The sequence below is a fragment of the Roseovarius sp. D0-M9 genome, assembly GCF_037083805.1.
In the GTDB taxonomy this organism is placed as follows: Bacteria; Pseudomonadota; Alphaproteobacteria; order Rhodobacterales; family Rhodobacteraceae; genus Roseovarius.
This window is the reverse complement of the sequence record NZ_JBAPKZ010000002.1, coordinates 40,040-60,768: the sequence shown is the minus strand read 5'-3', so window position 1 is coordinate 60,768 and position 20,729 is coordinate 40,040. Positions and strand designations below refer to the sequence as shown.

23 protein-coding genes are annotated in these 20,729 nt (G+C 64.5%); 12 read left to right on the top strand and 11 right to left on the bottom strand.

What is annotated here, in order from left to right; genetic code table 11:
* From bluB to ffh, 5 genes are all read right to left on the bottom strand, one after another.
* Positions 1-630 carry a 5,6-dimethylbenzimidazole synthase gene (gene bluB, locus V8352_RS02015; RefSeq protein ID WP_336422582.1) on the bottom strand — a complete coding sequence of 210 codons (630 nt, stop codon included), beginning with the start codon at positions 628-630 and terminating at the stop codon, positions 1-3.
* A gap of 19 nt (positions 631-649) precedes the next feature.
* Positions 650-1,051, bottom strand: a complete 402-nt coding sequence (rpsP, locus tag V8352_RS02010) for a 30S ribosomal protein S16 (protein ID WP_336422581.1) — start codon at positions 1,049-1,051, stop codon at positions 650-652.
* 45 nt (positions 1,052-1,096) lie between these two features.
* Entirely contained in the window at positions 1,097-1,393 is a 297-nt protein-coding gene (locus V8352_RS02005) for a chorismate mutase (protein ID WP_336422580.1), read from the bottom strand.
* The gene (locus V8352_RS02000; protein WP_442970930.1) at positions 1,390-1,941 is read right to left on the bottom strand and encodes a GNAT family N-acetyltransferase; all 552 of its coding nucleotides are present in this window, start codon (positions 1,939-1,941) and stop codon (positions 1,390-1,392) included. The genes V8352_RS02005 and V8352_RS02000 overlap by 4 nt, the downstream gene beginning before the upstream one ends.
* A 103-nt stretch (positions 1,942-2,044) precedes the next feature.
* Entirely contained in the window at positions 2,045-3,556 is a 1,512-nt protein-coding gene (ffh, locus tag V8352_RS01995; RefSeq protein ID WP_336422579.1) for a signal recognition particle protein, read from the bottom strand.
* Positions 3,557-3,818: 262 nt separating this feature from the next.
* Between ffh and V8352_RS01990 the strand changes: the two genes are divergently transcribed.
* Both V8352_RS01990 and V8352_RS01985 read left to right on the top strand, forming a co-directional pair.
* On the top strand, positions 3,819-4,700 hold the full coding sequence (locus V8352_RS01990) for a LysR family transcriptional regulator (RefSeq protein WP_336422778.1): 882 nt from the start codon (positions 3,819-3,821) through the stop codon (positions 4,698-4,700).
* Positions 4,697-5,620 (top strand): DMT family transporter, encoded by a 924-nt coding sequence (locus V8352_RS01985; protein WP_336422578.1) that lies wholly within the window; start codon positions 4,697-4,699, stop codon positions 5,618-5,620. The genes V8352_RS01990 and V8352_RS01985 overlap by 4 nt, the downstream gene beginning before the upstream one ends.
* A 157-nt stretch (positions 5,621-5,777) precedes the next feature.
* Here the strand turns inward: V8352_RS01985 and V8352_RS01980 are convergent, their stop codons facing one another.
* Positions 5,778-6,122 carry an ArsR/SmtB family transcription factor gene (locus V8352_RS01980; protein WP_336422577.1) on the bottom strand — a complete coding sequence of 115 codons (345 nt, stop codon included), beginning with the start codon at positions 6,120-6,122 and terminating at the stop codon, positions 5,778-5,780.
* Positions 6,123-6,215: 93 nt separating this feature from the next.
* Between V8352_RS01980 and V8352_RS01975 the strand changes: the two genes are divergently transcribed.
* From V8352_RS01975 to V8352_RS01950, 6 genes are all read left to right on the top strand, one after another.
* Positions 6,216-6,629 (top strand): universal stress protein, encoded by a 414-nt coding sequence (locus tag V8352_RS01975; protein WP_336422576.1) that lies wholly within the window; start codon positions 6,216-6,218, stop codon positions 6,627-6,629.
* A gap of 242 nt (positions 6,630-6,871) precedes the next feature.
* On the top strand, positions 6,872-7,237 hold the full coding sequence (locus V8352_RS01970) for an AtpZ/AtpI family protein (RefSeq protein ID WP_336422575.1): 366 nt from the start codon (positions 6,872-6,874) through the stop codon (positions 7,235-7,237).
* A complete protein-coding gene (locus V8352_RS01965) occupies positions 7,227-8,009 on the top strand; it encodes a F0F1 ATP synthase subunit A (RefSeq protein WP_336422574.1) in 783 nt (260 codons plus the stop codon). The genes V8352_RS01970 and V8352_RS01965 overlap by 11 nt, the downstream gene beginning before the upstream one ends.
* Positions 8,010-8,092: 83 nt before the next feature.
* A complete protein-coding gene (locus V8352_RS01960) occupies positions 8,093-8,329 on the top strand; it encodes a F0F1 ATP synthase subunit C (protein ID WP_336422573.1) in 237 nt (78 codons plus the stop codon).
* Between the two features lie 93 nt (positions 8,330-8,422).
* Entirely contained in the window at positions 8,423-8,971 is a 549-nt protein-coding gene (locus V8352_RS01955) for a F0F1 ATP synthase subunit B' (protein WP_336422572.1), read from the top strand.
* Positions 8,972-8,975: 4 nt separating this feature from the next.
* The gene (locus tag V8352_RS01950; protein ID WP_336422571.1) at positions 8,976-9,533 is read left to right on the top strand and encodes a F0F1 ATP synthase subunit B; all 558 of its coding nucleotides are present in this window, start codon (positions 8,976-8,978) and stop codon (positions 9,531-9,533) included.
* Positions 9,534-10,127: 594 nt separating this feature from the next.
* Here the strand turns inward: V8352_RS01950 and V8352_RS01945 are convergent.
* From V8352_RS01945 to V8352_RS01935, 3 genes are read right to left on the bottom strand one after another with little or no spacing between them, the layout of a single operon-like run.
* The gene (locus V8352_RS01945; protein WP_336422570.1) at positions 10,128-11,402 is read right to left on the bottom strand and encodes a bifunctional folylpolyglutamate synthase/dihydrofolate synthase; all 1,275 of its coding nucleotides are present in this window, start codon (positions 11,400-11,402) and stop codon (positions 10,128-10,130) included.
* On the bottom strand, positions 11,399-12,457 hold the full coding sequence (accD, locus tag V8352_RS01940) for an acetyl-CoA carboxylase, carboxyltransferase subunit beta (protein WP_336422569.1): 1,059 nt from the start codon (positions 12,455-12,457) through the stop codon (positions 11,399-11,401). The genes V8352_RS01945 and accD overlap by 4 nt, the downstream gene beginning before the upstream one ends.
* Positions 12,458-12,515: 58 nt before the next feature.
* Positions 12,516-13,403, bottom strand: a complete 888-nt coding sequence (locus V8352_RS01935) for a CPBP family intramembrane glutamic endopeptidase (protein WP_336422568.1) — start codon at positions 13,401-13,403, stop codon at positions 12,516-12,518.
* A 130-nt stretch (positions 13,404-13,533) separates the two neighbouring features.
* Here V8352_RS01935 and ilvD point away from each other — a divergent pair, with 130 nt between their 5' ends.
* The 4 genes from ilvD (at position 13,534) to V8352_RS01915 (ending at position 17,316) form a co-directional block, all read left to right on the top strand.
* Complete coding sequence (gene ilvD, locus V8352_RS01930) at positions 13,534-15,291, top strand: dihydroxy-acid dehydratase (protein ID WP_336422567.1); 1,758 nt, start codon at positions 13,534-13,536, stop codon at positions 15,289-15,291.
* Positions 15,292-15,296: 5 nt separating this feature from the next.
* The gene (locus tag V8352_RS01925) at positions 15,297-16,058 is read left to right on the top strand and encodes a hypothetical protein (protein WP_336422566.1); all 762 of its coding nucleotides are present in this window, start codon (positions 15,297-15,299) and stop codon (positions 16,056-16,058) included.
* 69 nt (positions 16,059-16,127) lie between these two features.
* Complete coding sequence (locus V8352_RS01920; protein WP_442970929.1) at positions 16,128-16,892, top strand: DUF6478 family protein; 765 nt, start codon at positions 16,128-16,130, stop codon at positions 16,890-16,892.
* Between the two features lie 46 nt (positions 16,893-16,938).
* Positions 16,939-17,316: a hypothetical protein gene (locus V8352_RS01915; RefSeq protein ID WP_336422564.1), complete on the top strand. Its 378-nt coding sequence runs from the start codon at positions 16,939-16,941 to the stop codon at positions 17,314-17,316.
* On the opposite strand, the gene V8352_RS01910 is transcribed toward V8352_RS01915, so the two are convergent.
* Together V8352_RS01910 and mutL are read right to left on the bottom strand one after the other, a co-directional pair.
* Complete coding sequence (locus V8352_RS01910; RefSeq protein ID WP_336422563.1) at positions 17,313-18,743, bottom strand: DNA recombination protein RmuC; 1,431 nt, start codon at positions 18,741-18,743, stop codon at positions 17,313-17,315. The genes V8352_RS01915 and V8352_RS01910 overlap by 4 nt on opposite strands.
* A 74-nt stretch (positions 18,744-18,817) precedes the next feature.
* Positions 18,818-20,701: a DNA mismatch repair endonuclease MutL gene (gene mutL, locus V8352_RS01905; protein ID WP_336422562.1), complete on the bottom strand. Its 1,884-nt coding sequence runs from the start codon at positions 20,699-20,701 to the stop codon at positions 18,818-18,820.
* Between the last annotated feature and the right edge of the window lie 28 nt (positions 20,702-20,729).

The window sequence follows — 20,729 nt, the reverse complement described above, 5'->3', positions numbered from 1 at the left end:
CTAGCGCCGGATCGGCGCGGCGGGCGTTTGCCGCGTCTCCCACCCGGCGGCCTGCAACTCGGGTGTCAGGCTGTCGGCTTCGGGCCAGCCGATGCACAGATAGGCCACCAGGCCCCAAGCCTCTGGCACGTCCAGATCACGCGAAAGCCGCGCGGGATCGAGGATCGACACCCAGCCGACGCCAAGGCCCTGCGCGCGCGCGGCCAGCCAGTAATGCGTGATGGCTCCGACGACCGAATAGCGCCGCATCTCGGGCATGGTCGCAGCACCGAGGCCCGCGCCCTTGGGCGTATCCTCGTCGCAATAGACGGCCAGTTGCACCGGCGCGTCGCGCATCCCCGACAGCTTCAACGTGCCGTAGGTCTGCGCGCGCTCGCCCTCGTAGCCGGCCAGCGCATCGGCGTTGGCCGCCTCGAAATTTGCGCGCGCGGCGGCACGGGCGGCATCGCTGGCCACATCGACGATGCGCCAAGGCTCGCTCAACCCCACGGAAGGGGCCATGTGAAACGCGTCGAGGCAGCGCGTTTGCACTGCCTCGTCCACGGGATCCGTGCGAAAGCGGCGCACATCGCGCCGCCAGCGCATCAGATCGGCCAGTTCCGCCTGGAAGTCTTCGGAAAACTGAGACATTCCAGCACGCTCCCCTGGCTTACTCTTCGGCTGCGGCCTCTTCGGCAGGCGCTTCGGCGGGGGCGTTCTTGGCCTCCTCGATCGCGGCGGCCTTGGCTGCGCGCTCTTCTGCGCGGTCCTGTGCCTTTTTGCCGGGCGTGCCCTTCTTCAGGTTCGCGCGCTCGGCCTTGGGGCGTGCGCCTGCGGCTTCGAGCATGCGGGCGACACGGTCGGTCGGCTGCGCGCCCTTGTCGAGCCACGCCTGAACGCGCTCGATGTCCATCTTGACGCGCTCTTCGCTGTCCTTGGGCAGAAGCGGGTTATACGTGCCGAGCTTTTCGATGAAGCGGCCGTCGCGGGGCATGCGGCTGTCGGCTGCGACGATGGAATAATGGGGGCGCTTTTTGCTGCCGCCGCGGGCGAGGCGAATTTTCATGGCCATGGGGGTGTCTCCTTGGGGTTTGGTAGGGTTTTGGGGTGGATTTGATTACGGTTGCTGCTGTTTGTGATGCTGAATGACTTCAGCGATGATGAAGTTCAGGAACTTCTTGGCAAACTCGGGGTCCAGATCGGCCTGATTTGCCAAATCCTCCAGACGCGCGATCTGCGCGGCTTCGCGCGCGGGATCGGACGGGGGAAGCTGATGCTCGGCCTTGAGACGGCCGACGGATTGGGTGTGCTTGAACCGCTCGCCCAAGGTATAGACGAGGATCGCGTCCAGCCGGTCGATGCTGTCGCGGTGGTCCTTGAGCAGTTGGGCGGCCTTGTCGGCGGCGGCGGTCATTGCGCCTCCTCCCGGACACGGGGGGCAAGGCCAAGCTCGGCCGGCGAGGGATGGCGATAGATCATGTCCTCGCCCATGTAGGGATTGGTGTAGGTGCGCTCGTAGCGCGCGCCCATACGCTCGGCCAGCGCGATCGAGCGGCTGTTGCCCGGCACGATATGCGAGCCAACACTGGTCAGGCCCAGATCGGTATAGGCCCATTCGCGCGCGCGCATCGCCGCCTCGAAGGCGATGCCGCGCCCCTCGAAGCCGTCAAAGACGACATACCCCAGTTCGGGCTCGGGCCAGCCATCGGGCGCCCAGATGCCGGTGAGCCCGCAGGGCTGGCCGGAGGCCTTGTCCTCAATGATGAAATAGCCGTAACCGCGCAGCGCCCAATGGCCGAGGTTCATCGCATACCAGCGCCAAGCGCGGCCGCGTGTCGCCTCGACGCCAAAGCCCGCGGCGCGTACCGGATCCATCAGGAAGGCGATCACAGGTTCGATGTCTGCGGCGGTGGGCGCGCGCAGGATCAGGCGGTCGGTCTCGATGCGGGGGATCTGGGTCATGACGATGTCTCGCTGGTCAGGTCAGGCGCGGCCAGGTCGGGCTGGGTTGCGGGTGCCGGACGCCTCCGGCGGGAGTATTTGCAGAACAATGAAAGCATGGGGATCACTTCTTCTTGCCGAAGCCCGAGAGGCCCTGGGGCAGGCCGCCGGACTTGCCGCCAAAGCCGCCCATGCCCCCCATACCGCCGGGCAGGCCGCCGCCCATCTTCTTGGCCGCCGCCTCCAGCGCCTTGGGGTCCATGCCCTGCAATTCCTCGGGCGAGGGGCCGCCCCCCTTGCCGAACATGCCCTTCATGGCCTGTTTCAGCATGCCGCCCTTGCCCATCTTCTTCATCATGTCCGCCATCTGGCGGTGCATTTTCAGCAACTGGTTGAGCTGGCTGACCTCAAGGCCCGCGCCGCGCGCGATGCGTTTCTTGCGGCTGGCTTGCAGGATCTGGGGGTTGGCACGCTCTTTCTTGGTCATCGACTGGATGAGGGCGATCTGGCGCGCGATGATCTTGTCATCAAAGCCTGCGTCCTGCACCTGCTTGGCCATCTTGCCCATGCCGGGCATCATGCCCATCACCGATTCCATGCCGCCCATCTTTTGCATCTGTTCCAGCTGCATCCGCAGGTCGTTCATGTTGAACTGACCCTTCTGGAAGCGCTTCATCATGCGCTCGGCCTGTTCGGCCTCTATGGTCTGCTGCGCCTTTTCGACGAGGCTGACGATGTCGCCCATCCCCAGGATGCGGCCTGCGATACGCTCGGCTTCGAAGGTCTCGATCGCGTCCATCTTTTCGCCGAGGCCGACAAAGCGGATCGGCTTGCCGGTGACGGCGCGCATGCTGAGGGCCGCGCCCCCGCGCCCGTCGCCGTCCATGCGGGTCAGCACGACGCCGGTCACGCCGATCTTGTCGTCGAATTCCGTGGCCACATTGACGGCGTCCTGGCCGGTAAGACCATCGACCACCAGAAGCGTCTCGCGCGGGTTGACCGCGTCGCGCACGGCGGCGGCCTGCGCAATCAATTCGGCGTCGATATGGAGGCGCCCGGCAGTGTCGAGCATGTAGACATCGTAGCCACCGAGGCTGGCTTGTGTCTTGGCGCGTTTGGCGATGGCGACGGGATCCTCGCCCTTGACGATGGGCAGGGTGTCGACGCCGATCTGCGTGCCGAGGATCGCCAGCTGCTCCATCGCAGCGGGGCGGTTGACGTCGAGCGAGGCCATCAGCACCCGCTTGCCATCCCGTTCGGTCAGGCGCTTGGCCAGCTTGGCGGTGGTCGTCGTCTTGCCCGAGCCTTGCAGGCCGACCATCAGGATCGGGGCTGGCGCATTGTCGATCTTGAGCGCGCCGGGATCGCCCTCGCCGCGCAGGGTTTCGATCAGGGCGTCGTGCACGATCTTGATGACCTGCTGGCCGGGCGTGATGGATTTCAGCACCGACTGGCCGGTCGCCTGATCCTGCACCTTCTTGACGAAATCGCGCGCCACCGGCAGCGACACGTCTGCCTCCAGCAGGGCGACGCGCACCTCGCGCAGGGCGGTCTTCACGTCCTCCTCGCTCAGCGATCCCTGCTTGGTCAGGCGGTCGAAGACACCGGAGAGGCGTTCGGATAGATTTTCAAACATCTCGCTCGGCTCCTGCTGCCGTCATGAGGGACCAAACCGGTAGGGCCCCCGTGGGCGCAAACGCGCTGACGGAGGGCGATCCCGGCAAAGGCCAAGGGACCGGAAGACGTAGTGCTTCCGGGGGAGTTGCGCGCTGGATAGACGCGCGGGGGCCGCGAGTCAAGCGGGCGTGCAGACCTTGCGCGCAGGCCGGACATGGGATCACAGTGTGCATATCCGCATCTTGCGCGGTATCGCCTCCATCCGCAGCCAAAGGTCACCAATGGACAACTGGGACGAGATCAGAACCGCCTATCACGTGGCGCGCGCAGGCACCGTCAGCGGCGCGGCAGGCGCGCTTGGCGTGCATCATGCCACCGTGATTCGCCATATTGACGCGCTTGAAGCGCGGCTGGGTGTGCGCCTTTTTCAGCGGCACGCGCGCGGCTATACCCCGACCGAGGCGGGCGCCGACCTCTTGCGGGTGGCCCAGGAGACCGACGAGCGCTTTGCCCAGCTCGCCGGGCGGATCAAGGGGCATGGTGATGACGTCAGCGGCGATCTGGTCGTCACCTCGCTGGCCGCATTCAACCATTTTCTGGTGCCAGCGCTGGCTGAGTTCCAGCATGCCCACCCCGGATTGACCGTGCGCTACCTGACCGGGGACCGCCTCTTTCGGCTGGAGTATGGCGAGGCGCATGTCGCCATCCGTGCAGGTGCCGCGCCCGATCAGCCCGACAATGTGGTGCAGCCCTTCTTTCACGAGGCGACGGCGCTTTATGCCTCGGCCAGCTATGTGGCCCGGCATGGCCTGCCCGAAAGCTCGGACGCATTGGATGGCCACCGTATGGTCGGCGCTGCCGACCGTGCAACGCGGGCCCCGCACGCCCGCTGGATGACGCAGGCCCTGCCCCCCGAGGCAGTGGCCTTTCGCAGCGACGACGCCCATGCCCAATGGTCTGCCATCGAGGCGGGCGCGGGCATCGGCTTCATGCCGTGCACGAGGGCCGATACCCTGTCGGATCTGGTGCAGGTCGCGCCGCCGCGCCCCGAATGGTCGGTTCCACTGTGGTTGCTCAGCCATGTCGATCTGCACCGCACGGCCAAGGTGAAGGCGCTGACCGCGTTTCTCAAGGGCCGGGTGGCTGACTGGACAGGGGAATGAGCGACGCCCTGCGCGGCCACCTGGCGATGCTGGCCTTTTCAGGTCTGATCGCAGGCTCCTTTGCGCTGGGTGCGCTGGCGGCGCCACATATCGCGCCGGCGGCGATGAACGCCATGCGTTTTGTCATGGCGGCCTGCGTTCTGGGTGTCTGGGCCGTCTCGAGGGCCGACATCACGCGGCGTGATTTCGAGGCACCGTGGCGCTACCTGCTGCTGGGCGGGCTGCTGGCGGGATACTTCGTGCTGATGTTCGAGGCGCTGAAAACAGCGCCGCCAGTATCGCTTTCGGCGGTGTTCACGCTCTCGCCGATCCTGTCGGGCATCGCGGGATACGTCCTTTTGCGGCAGGTCATTACGCGGCGCATGGGGGCGGCGCTGGCTGTGGGGGCCGCAGGCGCGCTCTGGGTGATCTTTCGCGCGGATCTTGCCATGCTGTTGGAGTTTCGCATCGGCCGGGGCGAGGTGCTGTTCTTCTGGGGGTGCGCGGCGCATGCCATCTACACACCGCTGGTGCGCAAGCTGAACCGCGCCCAATCGCCTGTCATCATGTCCTTTGGCACGATCGCGGCGGCGGCGGTGATCCTGGCGGTGCTGGGCGCGCGCGACCTCGCCGGGATGGAGTGGGCCGCCATGCCGGCCATCGTCTGGATCACGTTGGCCTATATCACCGTCTTTGCCACGGCGCTGACCATCGTGTTGCTGCAATACGCATCGCTGAAACTGCCCAGTGCCAAGGTGATGGCCTACACCTATCTGCTGCCCACTTGGGTGATCGGCTGGCAGGCCGCGCTGGGCCTGCCTTTGCCGCCTGCGGTGGTGCTGGCGGGGGTCATGCTGACCATCGCGGCGTTGGTTATGTTGCTCAAAAACGAAGAAGTGCCGGTCAGGGCGCGGCCTTCAACCCGGAACCATTCGGTCTGACACTGCGTTGGCGCCTCAATGACAATCAAAGCAAAGAGGGACATCCCATGCGTAGTATCATTTATCTCGTCGGTCTCGTGGTGATCGTTCTGGCCATCGTCCAGTTCGTTCTCTGAGGCCGCACCCCAAAGGCTGACCGGCGGCATCCGCGCGCCGGTCAGCCTTTCTCGCTGTCCGTCCGGGCGCTAAACTGCGCCGCCAGAAAGACCTCGAACGCATCCAGATCCACAGGCTCGAACTGGCCAAACCCCTGCATCCAGACCGAGGCCGCACGCAGGCCGCCCGGCTCCAGCTTGCACCATTTGACGCGCCCCCGCCGCTCTTGACTGATCAGCCCAGCGCGGCCCAATATCCCCAGATGTTTGGAAATCGCGGCCAGGCTCATCTCGAACGGCTCTGCCACATCCGTTACGGCCATGTCGTCTTCCAGCAGCATCGACAGTATCGCGCGCCGCGTCGGGTCGGCCAGTGCCGCAAAGGTCAGGTCCAGCGATCCGATCATCGAAACCTCAAGAGTTGCGCCAGATCAATTGCGGCGTCGGGGCGGTCAGGCATGGTTGGCCCATTCGAAGTTGAAAACACGAAAGGAACGTTCATGTTCACTCACATCATGGTTCCCGTCGACCTTGTCCACAAGGACAAGCAGCAAAAGGCCCTCGATCTCGCGGGCGAATTGGCTAAGTCGTACGGCGCCAAGGTGCACGTCGTCAGCGTGGGCGGCGACCTCCCCGGCAGCCTTGGCCACAATCCCAGCGAGTTCGGTCAGACGCTCGATGACTTTGCGGCTGGCCTGCGCGATCAATACGGCACCGATGTCGAGGCGCATCCCGTTGTTTCCAACGACCCGGCAGTCGATACCACACAAAAGCTGATGCAATCCATCGACGACATCGGCGCCGATCTGGTCATCATGGCCTCCCGCGAACCCGGTATGATGGAGCATATCTTTGCGTCGCACGGCGGCTACATCGCGCAGCATGCCAAATGCTCGGTCTTCGTGGTGCGCTAGGCGTGCCGCGGGCCCGGCCCCGGCCGCACTCATGCTAAGTAAACCAAAAGGTTGAATAAGGCTTGGCTCCCGGATTAACCTCCGGCGGGCCTCTGCGCGCGCGGCCACACCTTTCATTGTTCTGAAAATACTCAATTGAAACAGTGTCTTGAGCGCATCGCAGCCATGGCGCGCCCGCGCTTGACTCGGGCGCCCCCGCCGCATAGCAATGCGCCAACCGTCCGCATCCGAGGGCACGCATTGTGACTGACCCCGAACATCGCGCCAGGCTTCGCGATCTCGAGGCCAAGATCGACGCGCTCAAGACGCCCAAGGAGATCAAGCCGCACACGGACGAGCATTATTCGCAGGCACAACTTGCCTGGCGCATGGTGATAGAATTGGTGGCCGGTCTGCTGATCGGCTTCGGCATCGGATACGGGCTGGATCGCCTGTTGGGCACGTTGCCCATTTTTCTGGTGCTCTTCACATTGCTGGGCCTCGCGGCAGGGATCAAGGTGATGATCCGCAGCGCGCAGGAGATCCAGCAAACCCAAGAGGCCGAACAGGCCGCAGACCAGCAGGCCGCCGAGAGCGGTCGAGACGAGAGGGCAAAAGATGGCGACTGACGCAGCAGCCGGAGAAACCACGGGCCTCGTGTTCCACCCGATGGACCAGTTCATCATCAAGCCGCTTTTTGGCGATGGTGACGTCGGCATCTTTACCGTGACCAACCTGACGCTCTGGATGGCAATCGCCGTTCTGGCAACCTTCGCGCTCCTGGTTCTCGGCTCTTCCAGCCGCCAGTCGATCCCGACCCGGATGCAGTCGATCGCCGAGCTGTGCTACGGCTTTATCCGCAAGATGGTCGAGGATGTCGCGGGCCGCGATGCGCTGCCCTACTTCCCTTATATCATGACGATCTTTATGTTCGTCCTCATGGCGAACTTCGTTGGCCTGCTGCCCGGCGCATTCACCACGACCAGCCACATCGGCGTGACCGCCTTGCTGGCGATGCTGGTCTTTGTGTCCGTCACCGTCATCGGCTTCGTCAAGCATGGCGCGGGCTTCCTTGGTCTCTTCTGGATCAGTGCCGCGCCGCTGCCGCTGCGACCCGTTCTGGCGCTGATCGAAGTGATTTCCTACTTCGTGCGCCCCGTCAGCCACTCCATTCGTCTGGCGGGCAACATGATGGCGGGCCACGCCGTGATGAAGGTGTTCGCGGCCTTTGCGCCGATGATCATCATCTCGACGGGGATCGGTCTGGCTGTGACGCCGCTCTCGATCCTTGCGATCTCGGCGATCTACGCGCTCGAAATCCTCGTGGCCTTCATTCAGGCCTACGTCTTTACCATTCTGACCTGCGTCTATCTCAAGGATGCGCTGCACCCGGCGCACTGATCCGCAGGCAAGGAATACCGGCAGGGGGTCCTGCCGGACAGAACGACCGAAATAACGCAAATTCCACAGTAAGGAGACATCTCATGGAAGGCGATATCGCAACAATGGGCGCATTCATCGGCGCAGGTCTGGCATCCGTCGGCATGGGCGGCGCAGCCGTCGGTGTGGGCAATGTTGTCGGCAACTTCCTGGCCGGCGCCCTGCGCAATCCCTCGGCCGCCGCTGGCCAGACGGCCACCATGTTCATCGGCATCGCATTCGCCGAAGCGCTGGGGATCTTCTCGTTCCTCGTCGCGCTTCTGCTGATGTTCGCCGTCTAAGAACACGCACGACAGATCCTTACGGGATGGGTGAAGGGCGTGCTGCCCTTCACCCTCTCTTGACAGGTAGGTTTCCTGAGAAAGGACTAATCCATGGCTACCGAGACCGCCGCAGCGACAGCCAGTCAGTGCGTCAACTCCTATGGCGGAGCGATCGGCCTGCCGCAGCTTTGCCCCGACTGGATGGGCAATCAGATTTTCTGGCTGCTGGTCACACTCGTCGTGATCTTCTTTGTGCTGTCGCGCATCGCGCTGCCGCGCATCGCAGCCGTCCTGGCCGAGCGTCAGGGCACCATCACCAATGACATCGCCGCCGCCGAAGACCTCAAGGTCAAGGCAAGCGAGGCAGAGGCCGCCTACGAAAAGGCGCTGGCCGATGCGCGCAGCAACGCAAACGACATCATCGCCGAGACCAAGGCAGGCATCAAAGCCGACCTTGACGAGGCAATGGCCAAGGCCGACGCCGAGATTGCTGCCAAGACCGCCGAAGGCGAGAAGGCAATCGACGAGATCCGCGCCAATGCGCTGGAGTCGGTCAAGGACGTGGCCAAGGACACCGCCAAGGAAATCGTAGCCGCGATGGGTGGCACCGCCGACGCCAAGACCGTCAACGCCGCCGTCACTTCGCAGATGAAAGGGTAAGCCCATGCGCCTGATAGCAACCCTGATCGCGCTCACCGCCGCCAGCCCTGCGCTGGCTGCCACGGGCCCCTTCTTCTCGCTGGGCAACACCGACTTTGTCGTGTTGATCGCCTTCATCCTCTTCGTGGCGTTCCTTGTGTATCTCAAGGTGCCGGGCAAGGTCGGCGCAATGCTGGACAAGCGCGCCGACGGGATCAAATCCGAACTGGACGAGGCCCGTGCCCTGCGCGAAGAGGCCCAGGCTCTGCTGGCGTCGTTCGAGCGTCAGCAAAAGGACGTGCAGGCGCAGGCCGATCGCATCGTTGCCCAAGCCAAGACCGAAGCAAAAGCTGCCTCCGAGCAAGCCCGCGAAGATCTCAAGAAGTCGATCGCGCGCCGCATGCAAGCCGCAGAAGACCGCATCGCTTCGGCTGAGGCCGGCGCCGTGCGCGAGGTGCGTGACCGCGCCGTGGCCATCGCCGTTGCGGCGGCCCGCGACGTGATCGCCAAGCAGATGAGCGCTACCGACGCGAACAAGCTGATCGACGAAGGCATCAACACGGTGGAAGCCAAGCTGCACTGAGGTCAGCAAATCACTTTGACAACATTAAACCCGGCTCCGAATGGTGCCGGGTTTTTTTCATGTCTAGAGCGCGCTGCGAACTGGCGATTTCTCGGCTTCATGAGCATGTATTGCAGGCGGGCGCCCCTGAAAACTGCCACCCTGAAAAATGAAAGGGGGCCGTTGGTTCGGCCCCTCGATCATTTGCTCGGGTCGTTTCGTCTTCTGCCTGCGTCTCTAACTCTTGTTTGGAATGACTGGTTTCAGGCCAGTCATCGGGGCTGGGCTTTGGTTTCAGGCACCACGGTGGTGAGGGCGCCAGTGACCGCGAGAAACCCCAAGGACAGCAGCGCCGCGTGACTCATGGGCCCGACCAGTTATGCAGATCATCATGGCGGCGAGGCTTTGCACTGTGGATGTCTCCAACGCGGGGATAAAACGTGGACAATTACGTCTATATTTAGTCCGTAACGCAAGATATAGGCGCAAACGAGCAAAACGGTCAACCTACATGATGTGCGCGCGGGTGGCTGGGAGCCGTTTCAAACAGGCCACTGGGGAAAATTCCGAATCGTTTCCGGGTATTTAGACGGGAGAAAAAAATTTCGGGATCTGTCAGCCATTTTCCCGCAAGACGTGCCCGGCAAGATAGAGCGATCCACAAATCAGAACGCGCGCGCCCGGTTCGTCTGCGATGATCCGGTCCAAGGCGCTGCGCAGATCGGGTGCCACATAGGCCTCCAACCCCGCGGCACTGGCGGCGGCCGCCGTCACTTCGGCAGGCAGGGTGTTTGCCTCACCGGGGATGGACAGGGCCGTCAGGCTGCACGCCTGCGCGGCAAGCGGGCGCAGATAGCCTGCGATGTCCTTGGTATTGAGCATGCCGCAGATCAGATGAGTGGGCCGGGAAGGCAGGCTGGCCAGATGGCGTCCCAGCGCCTCGCCTGCCGATGCGTTGTGCCCGCCATCCAGCCACAGCTCGGCGTGGGGTGCGGCGTCGGCCAGCGCGCCTCGGTCCAGCCGCTGCATCCGGGCGGGCCACTCGGCGCGCGCGACAGCCGCTTCGGCGGCGACTTCGCCCATCGCCAGATGGCGCAGGGCGGCAAGGGCGGCGCCCGCGTTCTCGATCTGATGCGCGCCGGGCAGATTGGGCAGGGGCAGGTCTAGCAGGCCGCTTTCGTCCTGATAGATCATGCGCCCGCGCTCGGCGCTGACATGCCACTGCTGGCCGTGCGCCAGCAGGGGGGCGCCATGCAGGTCTGCAACCTCTTCGATCACGTCCATCGCCTCATCCGCTTGGGGGCCGACGACGCACGGCACGCCGCGCTTGATGATGCCCGCCTTTTCAAAGGCGATCTTGGCGAGCGTGTTGCCCAGATATTGCTCGTGATCGATGCTGATCGGCGTGATGATGGTCAGTGCGGGGCGTGCCACGACGTTCGTCGCATCGAGCCGTCCGCCAAGGCCGACTTCGAGCAGGGTGAAATCGGCAGGCGTGCGCGCCATGGCCAAAAGGGCGGCGCAGGTCGTGATCTCGAAATACGTGATGCTGCCCGCGCCATTGGCAGAGTAACACTCGTCCAGAACCGCGCTCAGCGCATCTTCGGTGATCAACTGACCCGCCAGCCGGATCCGTTCGTGAAACCGTGCCAGATGCGGCGAGGTATAGGCATGCACGCTGTGCCCCGCCGCCTCGAGGCCGGCGCGGATCATGGCCTGCGTGCTGCCCTTGCCGTTCGTCCCGGCGATGTGAATCACGGGTGGCAGATCGTTTTGGGGATCGCCCAGCGCGCCCAGCAGGCGCCAGACGCGGTCCAGCGTCAGGTCGATGATCTTGGGGTGGAGCGCCATCATCCTATCGAGGATGACATCGGATCCGGCGCTGCTCATTTTTTGGCCGACGCCTTGGACGAAGGTTTGTCCGAGTCCGCTGTCTTGGATGATGCCCCGGTGGTTGCCCCGGATTGGGCGCCGGGCGCGGCCTTGTCGTCGGGCTTGGCCTTGGATTTGGTCTCAGGCGCGCCCTCATCAGTGGCCGGTGCCTCGGGCTTGGTCTCGTCCTGCGAGGGGGCGGGCAGATCCCCTGCGATGGCGGGCGTCAGGCCCAGCAGCATGCGGGTGATGACGATCAACTCTTCGCGCATCTTGGGCCTGGGCGTGACGCGGTCGAGCATCCCATGGTCCAGCAGGTATTCGGCGCGCTGGAACCCCTCGGGCAGCTTTTCCCGGATCGTCTGTTCGATGACGCGCGGACCGGCAAAGCAGATCAGCGCGTTCGGCTCGGCGATCTGCACGTCCCCCAGCATGGCATATGAGGCGGTGACGCCGCCCGTCGTGGGATGCGTCAGCACCACGATATAGGGCAGGTTCGCTTCCTTCAGCATCTGGATGGCGACGGTGGTGCGCGGCATCTGCATGAGGCTGAGAATACCCTCCTGCATGCGCGCGCCGCCCGCAGCCGAGAACAGGATCAGGGGCCGCTTGTGTTTCACCGCCGCCTCGGCGGCCGCGATGATCGCGTTGCCCACATACATGCCCATCGACCCGGCCATGAAGGTGAAATCCTGCGCCGCGGCCACGATGGGCGTGCGCCCGATCTCGCCGGTCGCGACCAGCATCGCCTCTTTTTCGCCAGTGGATTTCTGCGCGGCTTTCAGCCGGTCGGGATAGCGTTTCTGATCGCGAAAATGCAGCGGATCGGCCTTGGGGGCTGGCACGGACACCTCAGTGAAGGTGCCGTCGTCAAAGAGTGCCTTGAACCGCGCGCGCGGCGTGATGTTCATGTGATGGCCGCAATTGGTGCAGACGTTCAGATTCTGGCTCAGTTCCCGATGGAACAGCATGGATCCGCATTCGTCGCACTTGGTCCACAGGTTCTCGGGCATCTCGCGGCGCGAGAAGATCGAGTTGATGCGCGGACGCATGTAGTTCGTGATCCAGTTCATGTGGCCTGCCTATCGCTACGATTTGCCTTGAAATAAGCCGCGCGGGGCGGAATTGCAATCAGACCCGCAGTGCGAGGCGCGCGGCCAGATACGAGCAGAAGAGAATGCCCAGATCCACCGGCATCCATTGCAGCATCAGCGCGGTATCGTCTGGGCCAAACGGATAGGTGGCGAGGGCCAGACCATCGAAATAGCCCGTTGGGGCCGTGATGGCGATGGCGGCGAAATTGTTGAAGACATGCAGCGCGATAGCCGGCCCGAGGGTGCCGCTGCGCGCGGTGAGGTCTGCGGCGACGAGGCCAAAGAGCGTCGCCCAGATCACGATGACCCACGCCGCATCGCCCATCACGCCGGGCTGGTAGTGCAGAAGGCCAAAGAGGATCGCGGGCAAGATCATCCATATGGCCGGATTTGCAAACCGCGCCGCCAGTTGGCTTTGGAGGTAGCCGCGAAAAAGTAGCTCTTCGGCGCCGGTCTGGATCAGCAGGCCCAGAAGGATCAGGGGCAGTAGTGGCAGCCAGCGGGCCAGCGCCAAGCCCGGCTCAAGCGGGATGGGATCGACCAGTTGCAGCGTCGATGCCGCAATATAGACGCCCAGCACATAAAGAAGCACACGCCCGCCCTGCCGTGTGGCAAGGCGTGCACTGCCAATCAGGCTGCCGAGGCCGCGTTTGTGCAGGATGGGCAGGACCACCGCCAGCGCCAGGATCAACATCCCGAAGGCATAGAGGTTGACCAGCGCGCCGCCCGGCGTCGTCGCCTCTTCGATACCGCGGCCATCAATGCCCCATGTTTCGGGTGGCAGAAACCGCGTGCAGAGCCAGCCATAGACCAGCGACAGCGCCAGAAAGACGGCGATGACCATGAGCACGCCCAGAAAAAGCCGCCACAGTGCAGCGCTGTGGCGGGCGGGATCGACGAGGGGGGCGTATCCGGAATATCGCATGGCGGAACGCTACCTGCGCCGCGAGGTGCGTGCAATCGGTGCCGTTGCTGCACCCGCGCGCTTGCGCCAGAGGGACCGCTCGCCTATTCCTCGGGCAGCAAAGTTTCCACATCGGTTTCGCGAGGCCCCAATGACCAAGTTCGACAAGTCCAAACTGCCCAGCCGCTATGTGACCGAAGGCCCGTCCAAGGCGCCGCACCGGTCCTACATGTATGCGATGGGACTGAGCGAAGAGGAAATTCACCAGCCCCTCGTCGGTGTCGCCACCTGCTGGAACGAGGCTGCGCCGTGCAACATCGCGCTCAGCCGTCAGGCGCAGGCGGTCAAGATGGGGGTCAAGGCAGGCTCGGGCACGCCGCGCGAATTCACGACCATCACCGTGACCGACGGGATCGCGATGGGCCATGAGGGCATGCGGTCGTCGCTGGCCAGCCGCGAGGCGATTGCCGACACGGTCGAATTGACGATGCGCGGCCATGCCTATGACGCCGTTGTCGGGCTTGCGGGCTGCGACAAGTCGCTGCCGGGCATGATGATGGCGATGGTGCGTCTGAACACGCCATCGGTCTTTATCTACGGCGGCTCGATCCTGCCGGGCCGCGCGCCGCAGGTCGAGGAGATCCCCGAGGATTTCCGCACTCGCGATCTGACCGTGCAGGATATGTTCGAGGCGGTCGGCCGCCATCAGAACGGCACCATGTCTGACGCCGCGCTCGACATGCTGGAGCGGGTGGCCTGCCCCAGCGCGGGCGCCTGCGGGGGCCAGTTCACCGCCAACACGATGGCCTGTGTCAGCGAGGCGATCGGCCTTGCGCTGATGAACAGCAGCGGCATGCCCGCCCCCTACGAGAGCCGCGACCAATATGGCGAGGCGTCTGGCCGCGCCGTGATGAACCTGATCGAAAAGAACATCCGTGCCCGCGATGTGGTCACGCTGCAATCGCTGCAAAACGCTGCGCGCGTCGTGGCGTGCACGGGCGGGTCGACCAATGCTGGGCTGCACCTGCCTGCGATTGCGCATGAGGCTGGCATCGATTTCTTCCTTGAGGATGTCTGCGACATCTTCCGCGACACACCCTATTTCGTCGACCTGAAGCCGGGCGGCGCGCATGTGGCCAAAGATTTGTATGATGTGGGCGGCATCCCCGTCGTGATGAAGGAGCTGCGCAAGGCGGGCCTGATCCACGAAGATTGCATCACCGCCTCGGGCCGCAGCATCGGCGAAGAGCTGGACCTGATCGACCGCGAGGCCGATGGCAAGGTGATCTACCCCATCGAGACGCCCATCACCAAGACCGGCGGCGTCGTCGGCCTCAAGGGCAATCTGGCGCCCGAGGGAGCCATCGTGAAGGTCGCGGGTATCGCCCCGGAAAATCAGGTGTTCACCGGACCTGCCCGCGTCTTCGAAAGCGAGGAAGAGGCATTCGAGGCCGTGCAGAAACGTGGCTATGAGGAGGGCGAGGTCATCGTCATCCGCAATGAAGGCCCCGCAGGCGGGCCGGGCATGCGCGAGATGCTGGCCACCACGGCGGCGCTCAGCGGTCAGGGCATGGGCAAGAAGGTCGCGCTGATCACCGATGGCCGTTTTTCGGGCGCGACGCGCGGGTTCTGCGTGGGCCACGTCGGCCCCGAGAGCGCTTATGGCGGGCCGATTGCCCTGCTGAAGAATGGCGATGTTATCACCATCGACGCAATCAACGGCGCGCTGACCGTGGATCTGAGCGATGACGAGCTGGCCAAGCGCAAAGAGAGCTGGGCAGGTCCCCGCGAGACGATGTATGCGTCGGGCGCGATCTGGAAGTTCGCGCAGTTGGTGGGCCCGACCTACAAGGGCGCGGTCACCCATCCCGGCGCCGAGGCCGAGCGCCACGTCTACATGGATATCTGAGGCCCTTGCGCCCTTGGCTCGAAGCGGCGCGCCTATTGCTCGCCCTTGTCCTGACCCTGCCTCTCGCCGCCTGTGTGGGCGGCGCGGGGCTGACCGGCATCACCGAGGATGAGAAATCCGAGAACGCGCCGCGCCGCGCCGCATTCTTTGGCGGCGATGTCATCGTGACCGGACCGGATGGCTATTGCGTTGATCCCGGCAGCGTTCAGCGGGGTGGTGACGCGGGCTTTGCCCTCATTGCCAGCTGTGCGCATCTGGGCAATGCGCCTACCAGTGATGTGCGGCCCGCTGTAGTGACCGTATCGGTCCTCGCGCGGGATGGCCGCGCGCAGCGGCCCTCGGCCGCCCGCCTTGCCGCGCCTTGGGCCAATGCGGGTGTGATCCGGCAGGTTGATCGCGACAATGTTTCGCTTATTCAGCTTGAGCGGGGCGGCGACACATCGCTGCCCGGCGGCGCACCGCGCCACTGGCGCGGCGCAATGGTTATCAACGGGCATGTGATCGGTCTGGCCGCTTATGGCGAGCCGGGCAGCGGCGTGGCCGAAAAGGCGGGGCAAGACATTCTGGTCGCTGTCGCGGCGGCCATGATGGCGGCCAGCCCGCGCCGCCCCGCGCCTGCCGCGACCGAGGCGGATGCACCGGGCGCTGACACTGAGCAATCGGCCACGTCGTCTGATTCAGAGGGCGCCCCGGCCACATCGCGCGCCGTGACGCAGCGCCGGGGGTTGAAATCCATCCTGTCAGGATTGTTTCGCAATCAGGCTTAATCTTATAGAAGGTGTGAGCAGGGCAGGATAATAACGGACGAAGGTCGGCGGGGGCGATGAGGGATGCGGATGCGTAGTGCTTTGGTCGATTGGTTCGTGCATCGGCGCGCCGTGCGCCGCTGGACCCGTGCGGCAAGGCGCGCGCCCGACATGCCCTTGGATGAGTTGCGCCGGGAACGCAGCCGCGCCCGCAAGCTGCTCTTTTCGCTCAGCGAAATGAGCGCCATTGCCGAAAATCGTCTGGCCCTGCCGATGATCGGCTCCAATGCTTTTCCCAAGCCGCATGGCACCGACTGGGCATGGCGGCCCAGCCTTTGGAACCTGCCGCTGGCCAGCCCAGGCATGTCCTCGGCCCCCAGCAAGTCCAAGTTGGGCGATGAGCTGACATTGTTTCACGATTGCGCACGGTCCGAGCTGACTTTGCGGCAAGTCCGCAACACGCGCGAGGCGGACCTTGCGCCATACGGCCTGCGCATGGATGTCTTTGCCTTCGACGGCTCGTTTCTGTCGGTTGTGCTGGACCTGCCCTATGGGGCGGTCGATGGGCTGAAAAAGCGCCATCTGCTGCGCGTGACGACGATCGTCGAGCTGGAAAAACCGCTCGAGATCTTTGCCCGGCTGAACATCAAGCACGGCCCGAACACAGAACAGATCGTGCGGGAGCTGCCGCTGGACGAGGACGAGATCGTGGTTGAATTCGACCTCGCCTATTCCGGCCTCAACGAAAAGCGGATCGAGCGGGCCTGGGTCGATCTGATCTTTGAAAACCCCGAGATGAGTCAGGTGACCTTGCGCGATCTGACGTTCAGCCGCAGGCCCCGCGCCGAATTTTGAAGCACTGAATTTTAATTGACAATTTTGAGCCGATGAAGGGACCGACATGAGCAATCTCAAACTGACCAAGACCCGGCTGTTCGAAGGGGTATGGGAAGGGCAGCTGACCCATGAGGGCGAGGGCAACATCCAGCCCGACATCGAGGTCACGCATCTGGACCGGCCCCTCGCGGGCGTCGAGGTGATCGAGAGCGAAGACGGCGGGTTCTGGACGGTTCGGGTGCCGATCCCCGCCGAGGTCATTACTGACGGCGTGCAGACTTTCCTGATCCGTGACCGGCGCGCCGATGCCCTGTTGGATAGTTTTGCGCTGATGTCCGGCGACGCGCTGGGCTATGACATTCGTGTCGAGATGACGCTTTTGCGCGAAGAACTGGACATGCTGAAACGGGCCTTTCGCCGCCATTGCCTCGAAACCAGCTAGGGCTGCTCGTCACTGGTGAATTCATGCGCGGTCAGGCGGCGCGGCTCGTCCTCGACGCTGGCCGGGCGCTCGATCTTGTCGGATGTCGCCGCGACCACGCCGAGCTCCTCGAATTTGCGCGCTGAGGGCAGAACGCGGCCCTCAAGCGATCCCAGCGCTTTGTTGTAATGATCAACCGATTGGCCCAGCGAGCGGCCCACACGGCCCAGATGCTCGGCAAAGACGCGCAGGCGGTCATAGATCTCCTTGGCCGATTTCTGCACCTCTTCGGCATTTTCGGCCATCTTGTCCTGCTGCCAGCCATAGGCGATCGCCTTGACCAGCGCCATCAGCGTGGTCGGCGTGGCGATCAGCACCTTGCGCTCGAACGCGTATTCGATGAGGCCGGGATCGGCCTCGGCTGCTGCCGAGACAAAGGTTTCGCCGGGGATGAACATCACGACGAAATCCGGGGTCGCGCCCAGCGTGTCGTGATAGGCCTTGGACGACAGGTCATTGACGTGTTTGCGCACCTGCACCGCGTGCTGCTTGATGAACTGGCTCTGCGCCTCGGGCGTCTCGGCCTCGAGCGCATCGAGGTAGGCCGATAGCGGCGTCTTGGCGTCGATCACGATGCTCTTGCCGCCGGGAATGTGGACGATGGCATCGGGGCGGCGGCGTCCGTCATCGGTGTCAAAGCTCTTTTCGAGGTGAAAATCCACCCGTTCGGTCATGCCCGCCATTTCAAAGACCTGCCGCAGCTGCATCTCGCCCCAGCGCCCGCGCGTCTTTGGGGCGCGCAGCGCTTGGACGAGGCGCCGTGTCTCGCTGCTGAGGGTCTGTTGGCCTTCGGCAAGGTTCAGAACCTGCTGCTTGATCGTGCCATAGGCCTCGTTGCGCGCCTTCTCGATCTCGGTCATGCGCGCGTCGAATTTTCCAAGACGCTCGTCGAGCGGCTTGACCAGATCGCGGATGGCCGCGTGGCGCTGGGCCGTGTCGTGATCGGCGCTTTCCTTGTGCTTTTGAAACCGCTCCGAGACGAGCGACAGGAACTTCTCGGAATTGACCGAGAGCGCGCCCGAGGCCAGCGTTTGAAAACGGTCCTCAAGCTGCTTTTTCATATCCGCTAGGTCGGCCAGCCGCTGCTTGTGCGTCTCTTGCAGGCTGTCCAGCTTTTGCTCCAGCGCGGCGGCGTTCACCTGCTCTTGGTAGAGCTCGCCCATCAGCGCCTCGGCGCGCGCCTCCATCCTTGCGGCACGCTCGGCCTCGGGGGTAAGGCGGGCGAGGCGCTCGCGCAGGGCGGCGGCGTCCTGCTGGGCCCGACGGGCGCGGCGACCGGCCAGAAGCGCGCTGAGCATGAGGATCAGGGCCAGCGCCGCGGTCCCCATGGCCACGCCCTGCCAAACGGCGATATCCCAAGCCGCCACCTGCTGCACAAGCTGCTCCATGCTCTTTCCCTTCCGCGTTCGGCATTTGTTCCAGGTGACAGAAACCGGGCCGACACCGCAACCGGCAATCGGGGCTAGCTGCGTCCAAAGAGCCGCTCGATATCGCTCAGCTTCAGCGACACGTAGGTAGGCCTGCCGTGGTTGCACTGACCCGACATCGGCGTCGCCTCCATCTCGCGCAGGAGGGCGTTCATCTCGTCCGCCTGCATCCGCCGCCCCGACCGGATCGAGCCGTGGCAGGACATGCGGCTGAGGATTGCGTCGATGCGCGCGCGCAAGGTCTGGCTATCGCCCTGATCGCTCAACTCGTCCAGCACGTCAAGCACCAGCGCGCGAGCGTCGACAGGGCCCAGCATCGCGGGGGTCTCGCGCACGGCGATGGCGCCGCCGCCAAAGGGCTCGATCGTCAGGCCGAGGCTGGCCAGATCCTCTGCCGCCTCCATCAGGGTGGCGCAATCGCCTTCGCTCAGCTCGACGATTTCGGGGATCAGCAGTGCTTGCGCGGCGATGCCATGCCCTTCCTGCTGGCGCTTGAGACGCTCATAAACCAGACGCTCATGCGCGGCGTGCTGATCGACGATGACGATGCCCTCGTCGGTCTGGGCGATGATGTAATTCTCGTGGACCTGCGCGCGCGCGGCGCCCAGCGGGGTGTTTCGGGCCGTGTCGGGCGGCGTGTCCGCCACTGAGTTACCGCTGGCAAGCGGCTCGGCGCGGGCGCTGTAGTCGTGCTGCATTTCGGCAAAACCGGGAGCCTGTGCGCTATAGCTGGCGGCGCGGGCCTGCGCCGATGGGCGGTCCATCTGATAGACGCGCGCGCCGGTTTGCTCGGGCTGAAAGGCGCCCAGTGTGCCGGCCGCCACGGTCGAGGATGCCCGATGCCCGGCCTCGGCCAGCGCATGGCGCAGGCCCGATACGATGAGGCCGCGCACCGCGCCCGGATCGCGGAACCGCACCTCGGATTTCGCGGGATGCACGTTGACGTCGACCAGCGCGCCGTCGCACTCGATGAAAAGCGCGGCAACGGGATGTCGGTCGCGGCTGAGAACATCCATATAGCCTGCGCGCAAGGCGCCGATCAGCATCCGGTCGCGCACCGGGCGGCCATTGACAAAGAGGTATTGCGCCACCGCCGCGCCGCGGGAATAGGTCGGCAAGCCCGCGTAGCCGGTCATGTGAAAGCCGTCGCGCTCGGCGTCGATGCGCATGGAGTTGTCGGCAAAATCGCTGCCGATGATGCGGGCAAGACGCGCGTGCAGCGCATCGAAGAGATCCCCGGTCTCGGCGTCGGCGCGAAAGGTCTGCCGCCCCTCGCCGCCGCCGGACACATCGCGCAGGGTAAAGCTCACCTGCGGCTCAGCCATGGCCAACCGCTTGATGACGTCCGTCGTCGCCTGCGCCTCGGCGCGGTCGGTGCGCATGAACTTGAGGCGCGCGGGCGTTGCAAAGAAAAGATCGCGCAGCGTGATGACCGTCCCGCCATTCAGCGCGGCGGGGCGCACGGCGCCGATCTTGCCGCCCGTCACCGCGATTTCGGCGCCGTCATGGCCTGCCGCTCGTGACGTCACGGTCAGCCGCCCGACCGCGCCCAGCGATGCCAAAGCTTCACCGCGAAACCCGAAGCTGTGGATGTTCAAAAGGTCGCTGCCGTCGATCTTGGAGGTGGCGTGCCGCGCCAGCGCCAGCGGCAGATCGCCGGGCGTCATGCCGCAGCCGTCGTCGGTAACCCGGATCAGTGTCTTGCCCCCATCCGCGATCTCGACGGCGATCCGCGTCGCGCCCGCGTCTATGGCGTTCTCGATCAGTTCCTTGACGGCCGAGGCGGGCCGCTCCACCACTTCGCCGGCGGCGATGCGGTTGATTGCCGCCTCGTCCAGTTGCCGGATGATGGTGCCGGCCGCGGGCGGAGCGTCCTGGCCACTGCCTGTGGCGCCGATATGGGGGGCATGATGCGTCATACCACAATACCTAGCATGTCAGGGTTTG

What these genes read in the sequence shown, in the direction of transcription:
- bluB (WP_336422582.1), bottom strand. Translation starts at nt 630, where the DNA reads ATGTCTCAGTTTTCCGAAGACTTCCAGGCGGAACTGGCCGATCTGATG.
- rpsP (WP_336422581.1), bottom strand. Translation starts at nt 1,051, where the DNA reads ATGGCCATGAAAATTCGCCTCGCCCGCGGCGGCAGCAAAAAGCGCCCC.
- V8352_RS02005 (WP_336422580.1), bottom strand. Translation starts at nt 1,393, where the DNA reads ATGACCGCCGCCGCCGACAAGGCCGCCCAACTGCTCAAGGACCACCGC.
- V8352_RS02000 (WP_442970930.1), bottom strand. Translation starts at nt 1,941, where the DNA reads ATGACCCAGATCCCCCGCATCGAGACCGACCGCCTGATCCTGCGCGCG.
- ffh (WP_336422579.1), bottom strand. Translation starts at nt 3,556, where the DNA reads ATGTTTGAAAATCTATCCGAACGCCTCTCCGGTGTCTTCGACCGCCTG.
- V8352_RS01990 (WP_336422778.1), top strand. Translation starts at nt 3,819, where the DNA reads ATGGACAACTGGGACGAGATCAGAACCGCCTATCACGTGGCGCGCGCA.
- V8352_RS01985 (WP_336422578.1), top strand. Translation starts at nt 4,697, where the DNA reads ATGAGCGACGCCCTGCGCGGCCACCTGGCGATGCTGGCCTTTTCAGGT.
- V8352_RS01980 (WP_336422577.1), bottom strand. Translation starts at nt 6,122, where the DNA reads ATGATCGGATCGCTGGACCTGACCTTTGCGGCACTGGCCGACCCGACG.
- V8352_RS01975 (WP_336422576.1), top strand. Translation starts at nt 6,216, where the DNA reads ATGTTCACTCACATCATGGTTCCCGTCGACCTTGTCCACAAGGACAAG.
- V8352_RS01965 (WP_336422574.1), top strand. Translation starts at nt 7,227, where the DNA reads ATGGCGACTGACGCAGCAGCCGGAGAAACCACGGGCCTCGTGTTCCAC.
- V8352_RS01960 (WP_336422573.1), top strand. Translation starts at nt 8,093, where the DNA reads ATGGAAGGCGATATCGCAACAATGGGCGCATTCATCGGCGCAGGTCTG.
- V8352_RS01955 (WP_336422572.1), top strand. Translation starts at nt 8,423, where the DNA reads ATGGCTACCGAGACCGCCGCAGCGACAGCCAGTCAGTGCGTCAACTCC.
- V8352_RS01950 (WP_336422571.1), top strand. Translation starts at nt 8,976, where the DNA reads ATGCGCCTGATAGCAACCCTGATCGCGCTCACCGCCGCCAGCCCTGCG.
- V8352_RS01945 (WP_336422570.1), bottom strand. Translation starts at nt 11,402, where the DNA reads ATGAGCAGCGCCGGATCCGATGTCATCCTCGATAGGATGATGGCGCTC.
- accD (WP_336422569.1), bottom strand. Translation starts at nt 12,457, where the DNA reads ATGAACTGGATCACGAACTACATGCGTCCGCGCATCAACTCGATCTTC.
- V8352_RS01935 (WP_336422568.1), bottom strand. Translation starts at nt 13,403, where the DNA reads ATGCGATATTCCGGATACGCCCCCCTCGTCGATCCCGCCCGCCACAGC.
- ilvD (WP_336422567.1), top strand. Translation starts at nt 13,534, where the DNA reads ATGACCAAGTTCGACAAGTCCAAACTGCCCAGCCGCTATGTGACCGAA.
- V8352_RS01920 (WP_442970929.1), top strand. Translation starts at nt 16,128, where the DNA reads ATGCGTAGTGCTTTGGTCGATTGGTTCGTGCATCGGCGCGCCGTGCGC.
- V8352_RS01915 (WP_336422564.1), top strand. Translation starts at nt 16,939, where the DNA reads ATGAGCAATCTCAAACTGACCAAGACCCGGCTGTTCGAAGGGGTATGG.
- V8352_RS01910 (WP_336422563.1), bottom strand. Translation starts at nt 18,743, where the DNA reads ATGGAGCAGCTTGTGCAGCAGGTGGCGGCTTGGGATATCGCCGTTTGG.
- mutL (WP_336422562.1), bottom strand. Translation starts at nt 20,701, where the DNA reads ATGACGCATCATGCCCCCCATATCGGCGCCACAGGCAGTGGCCAGGAC.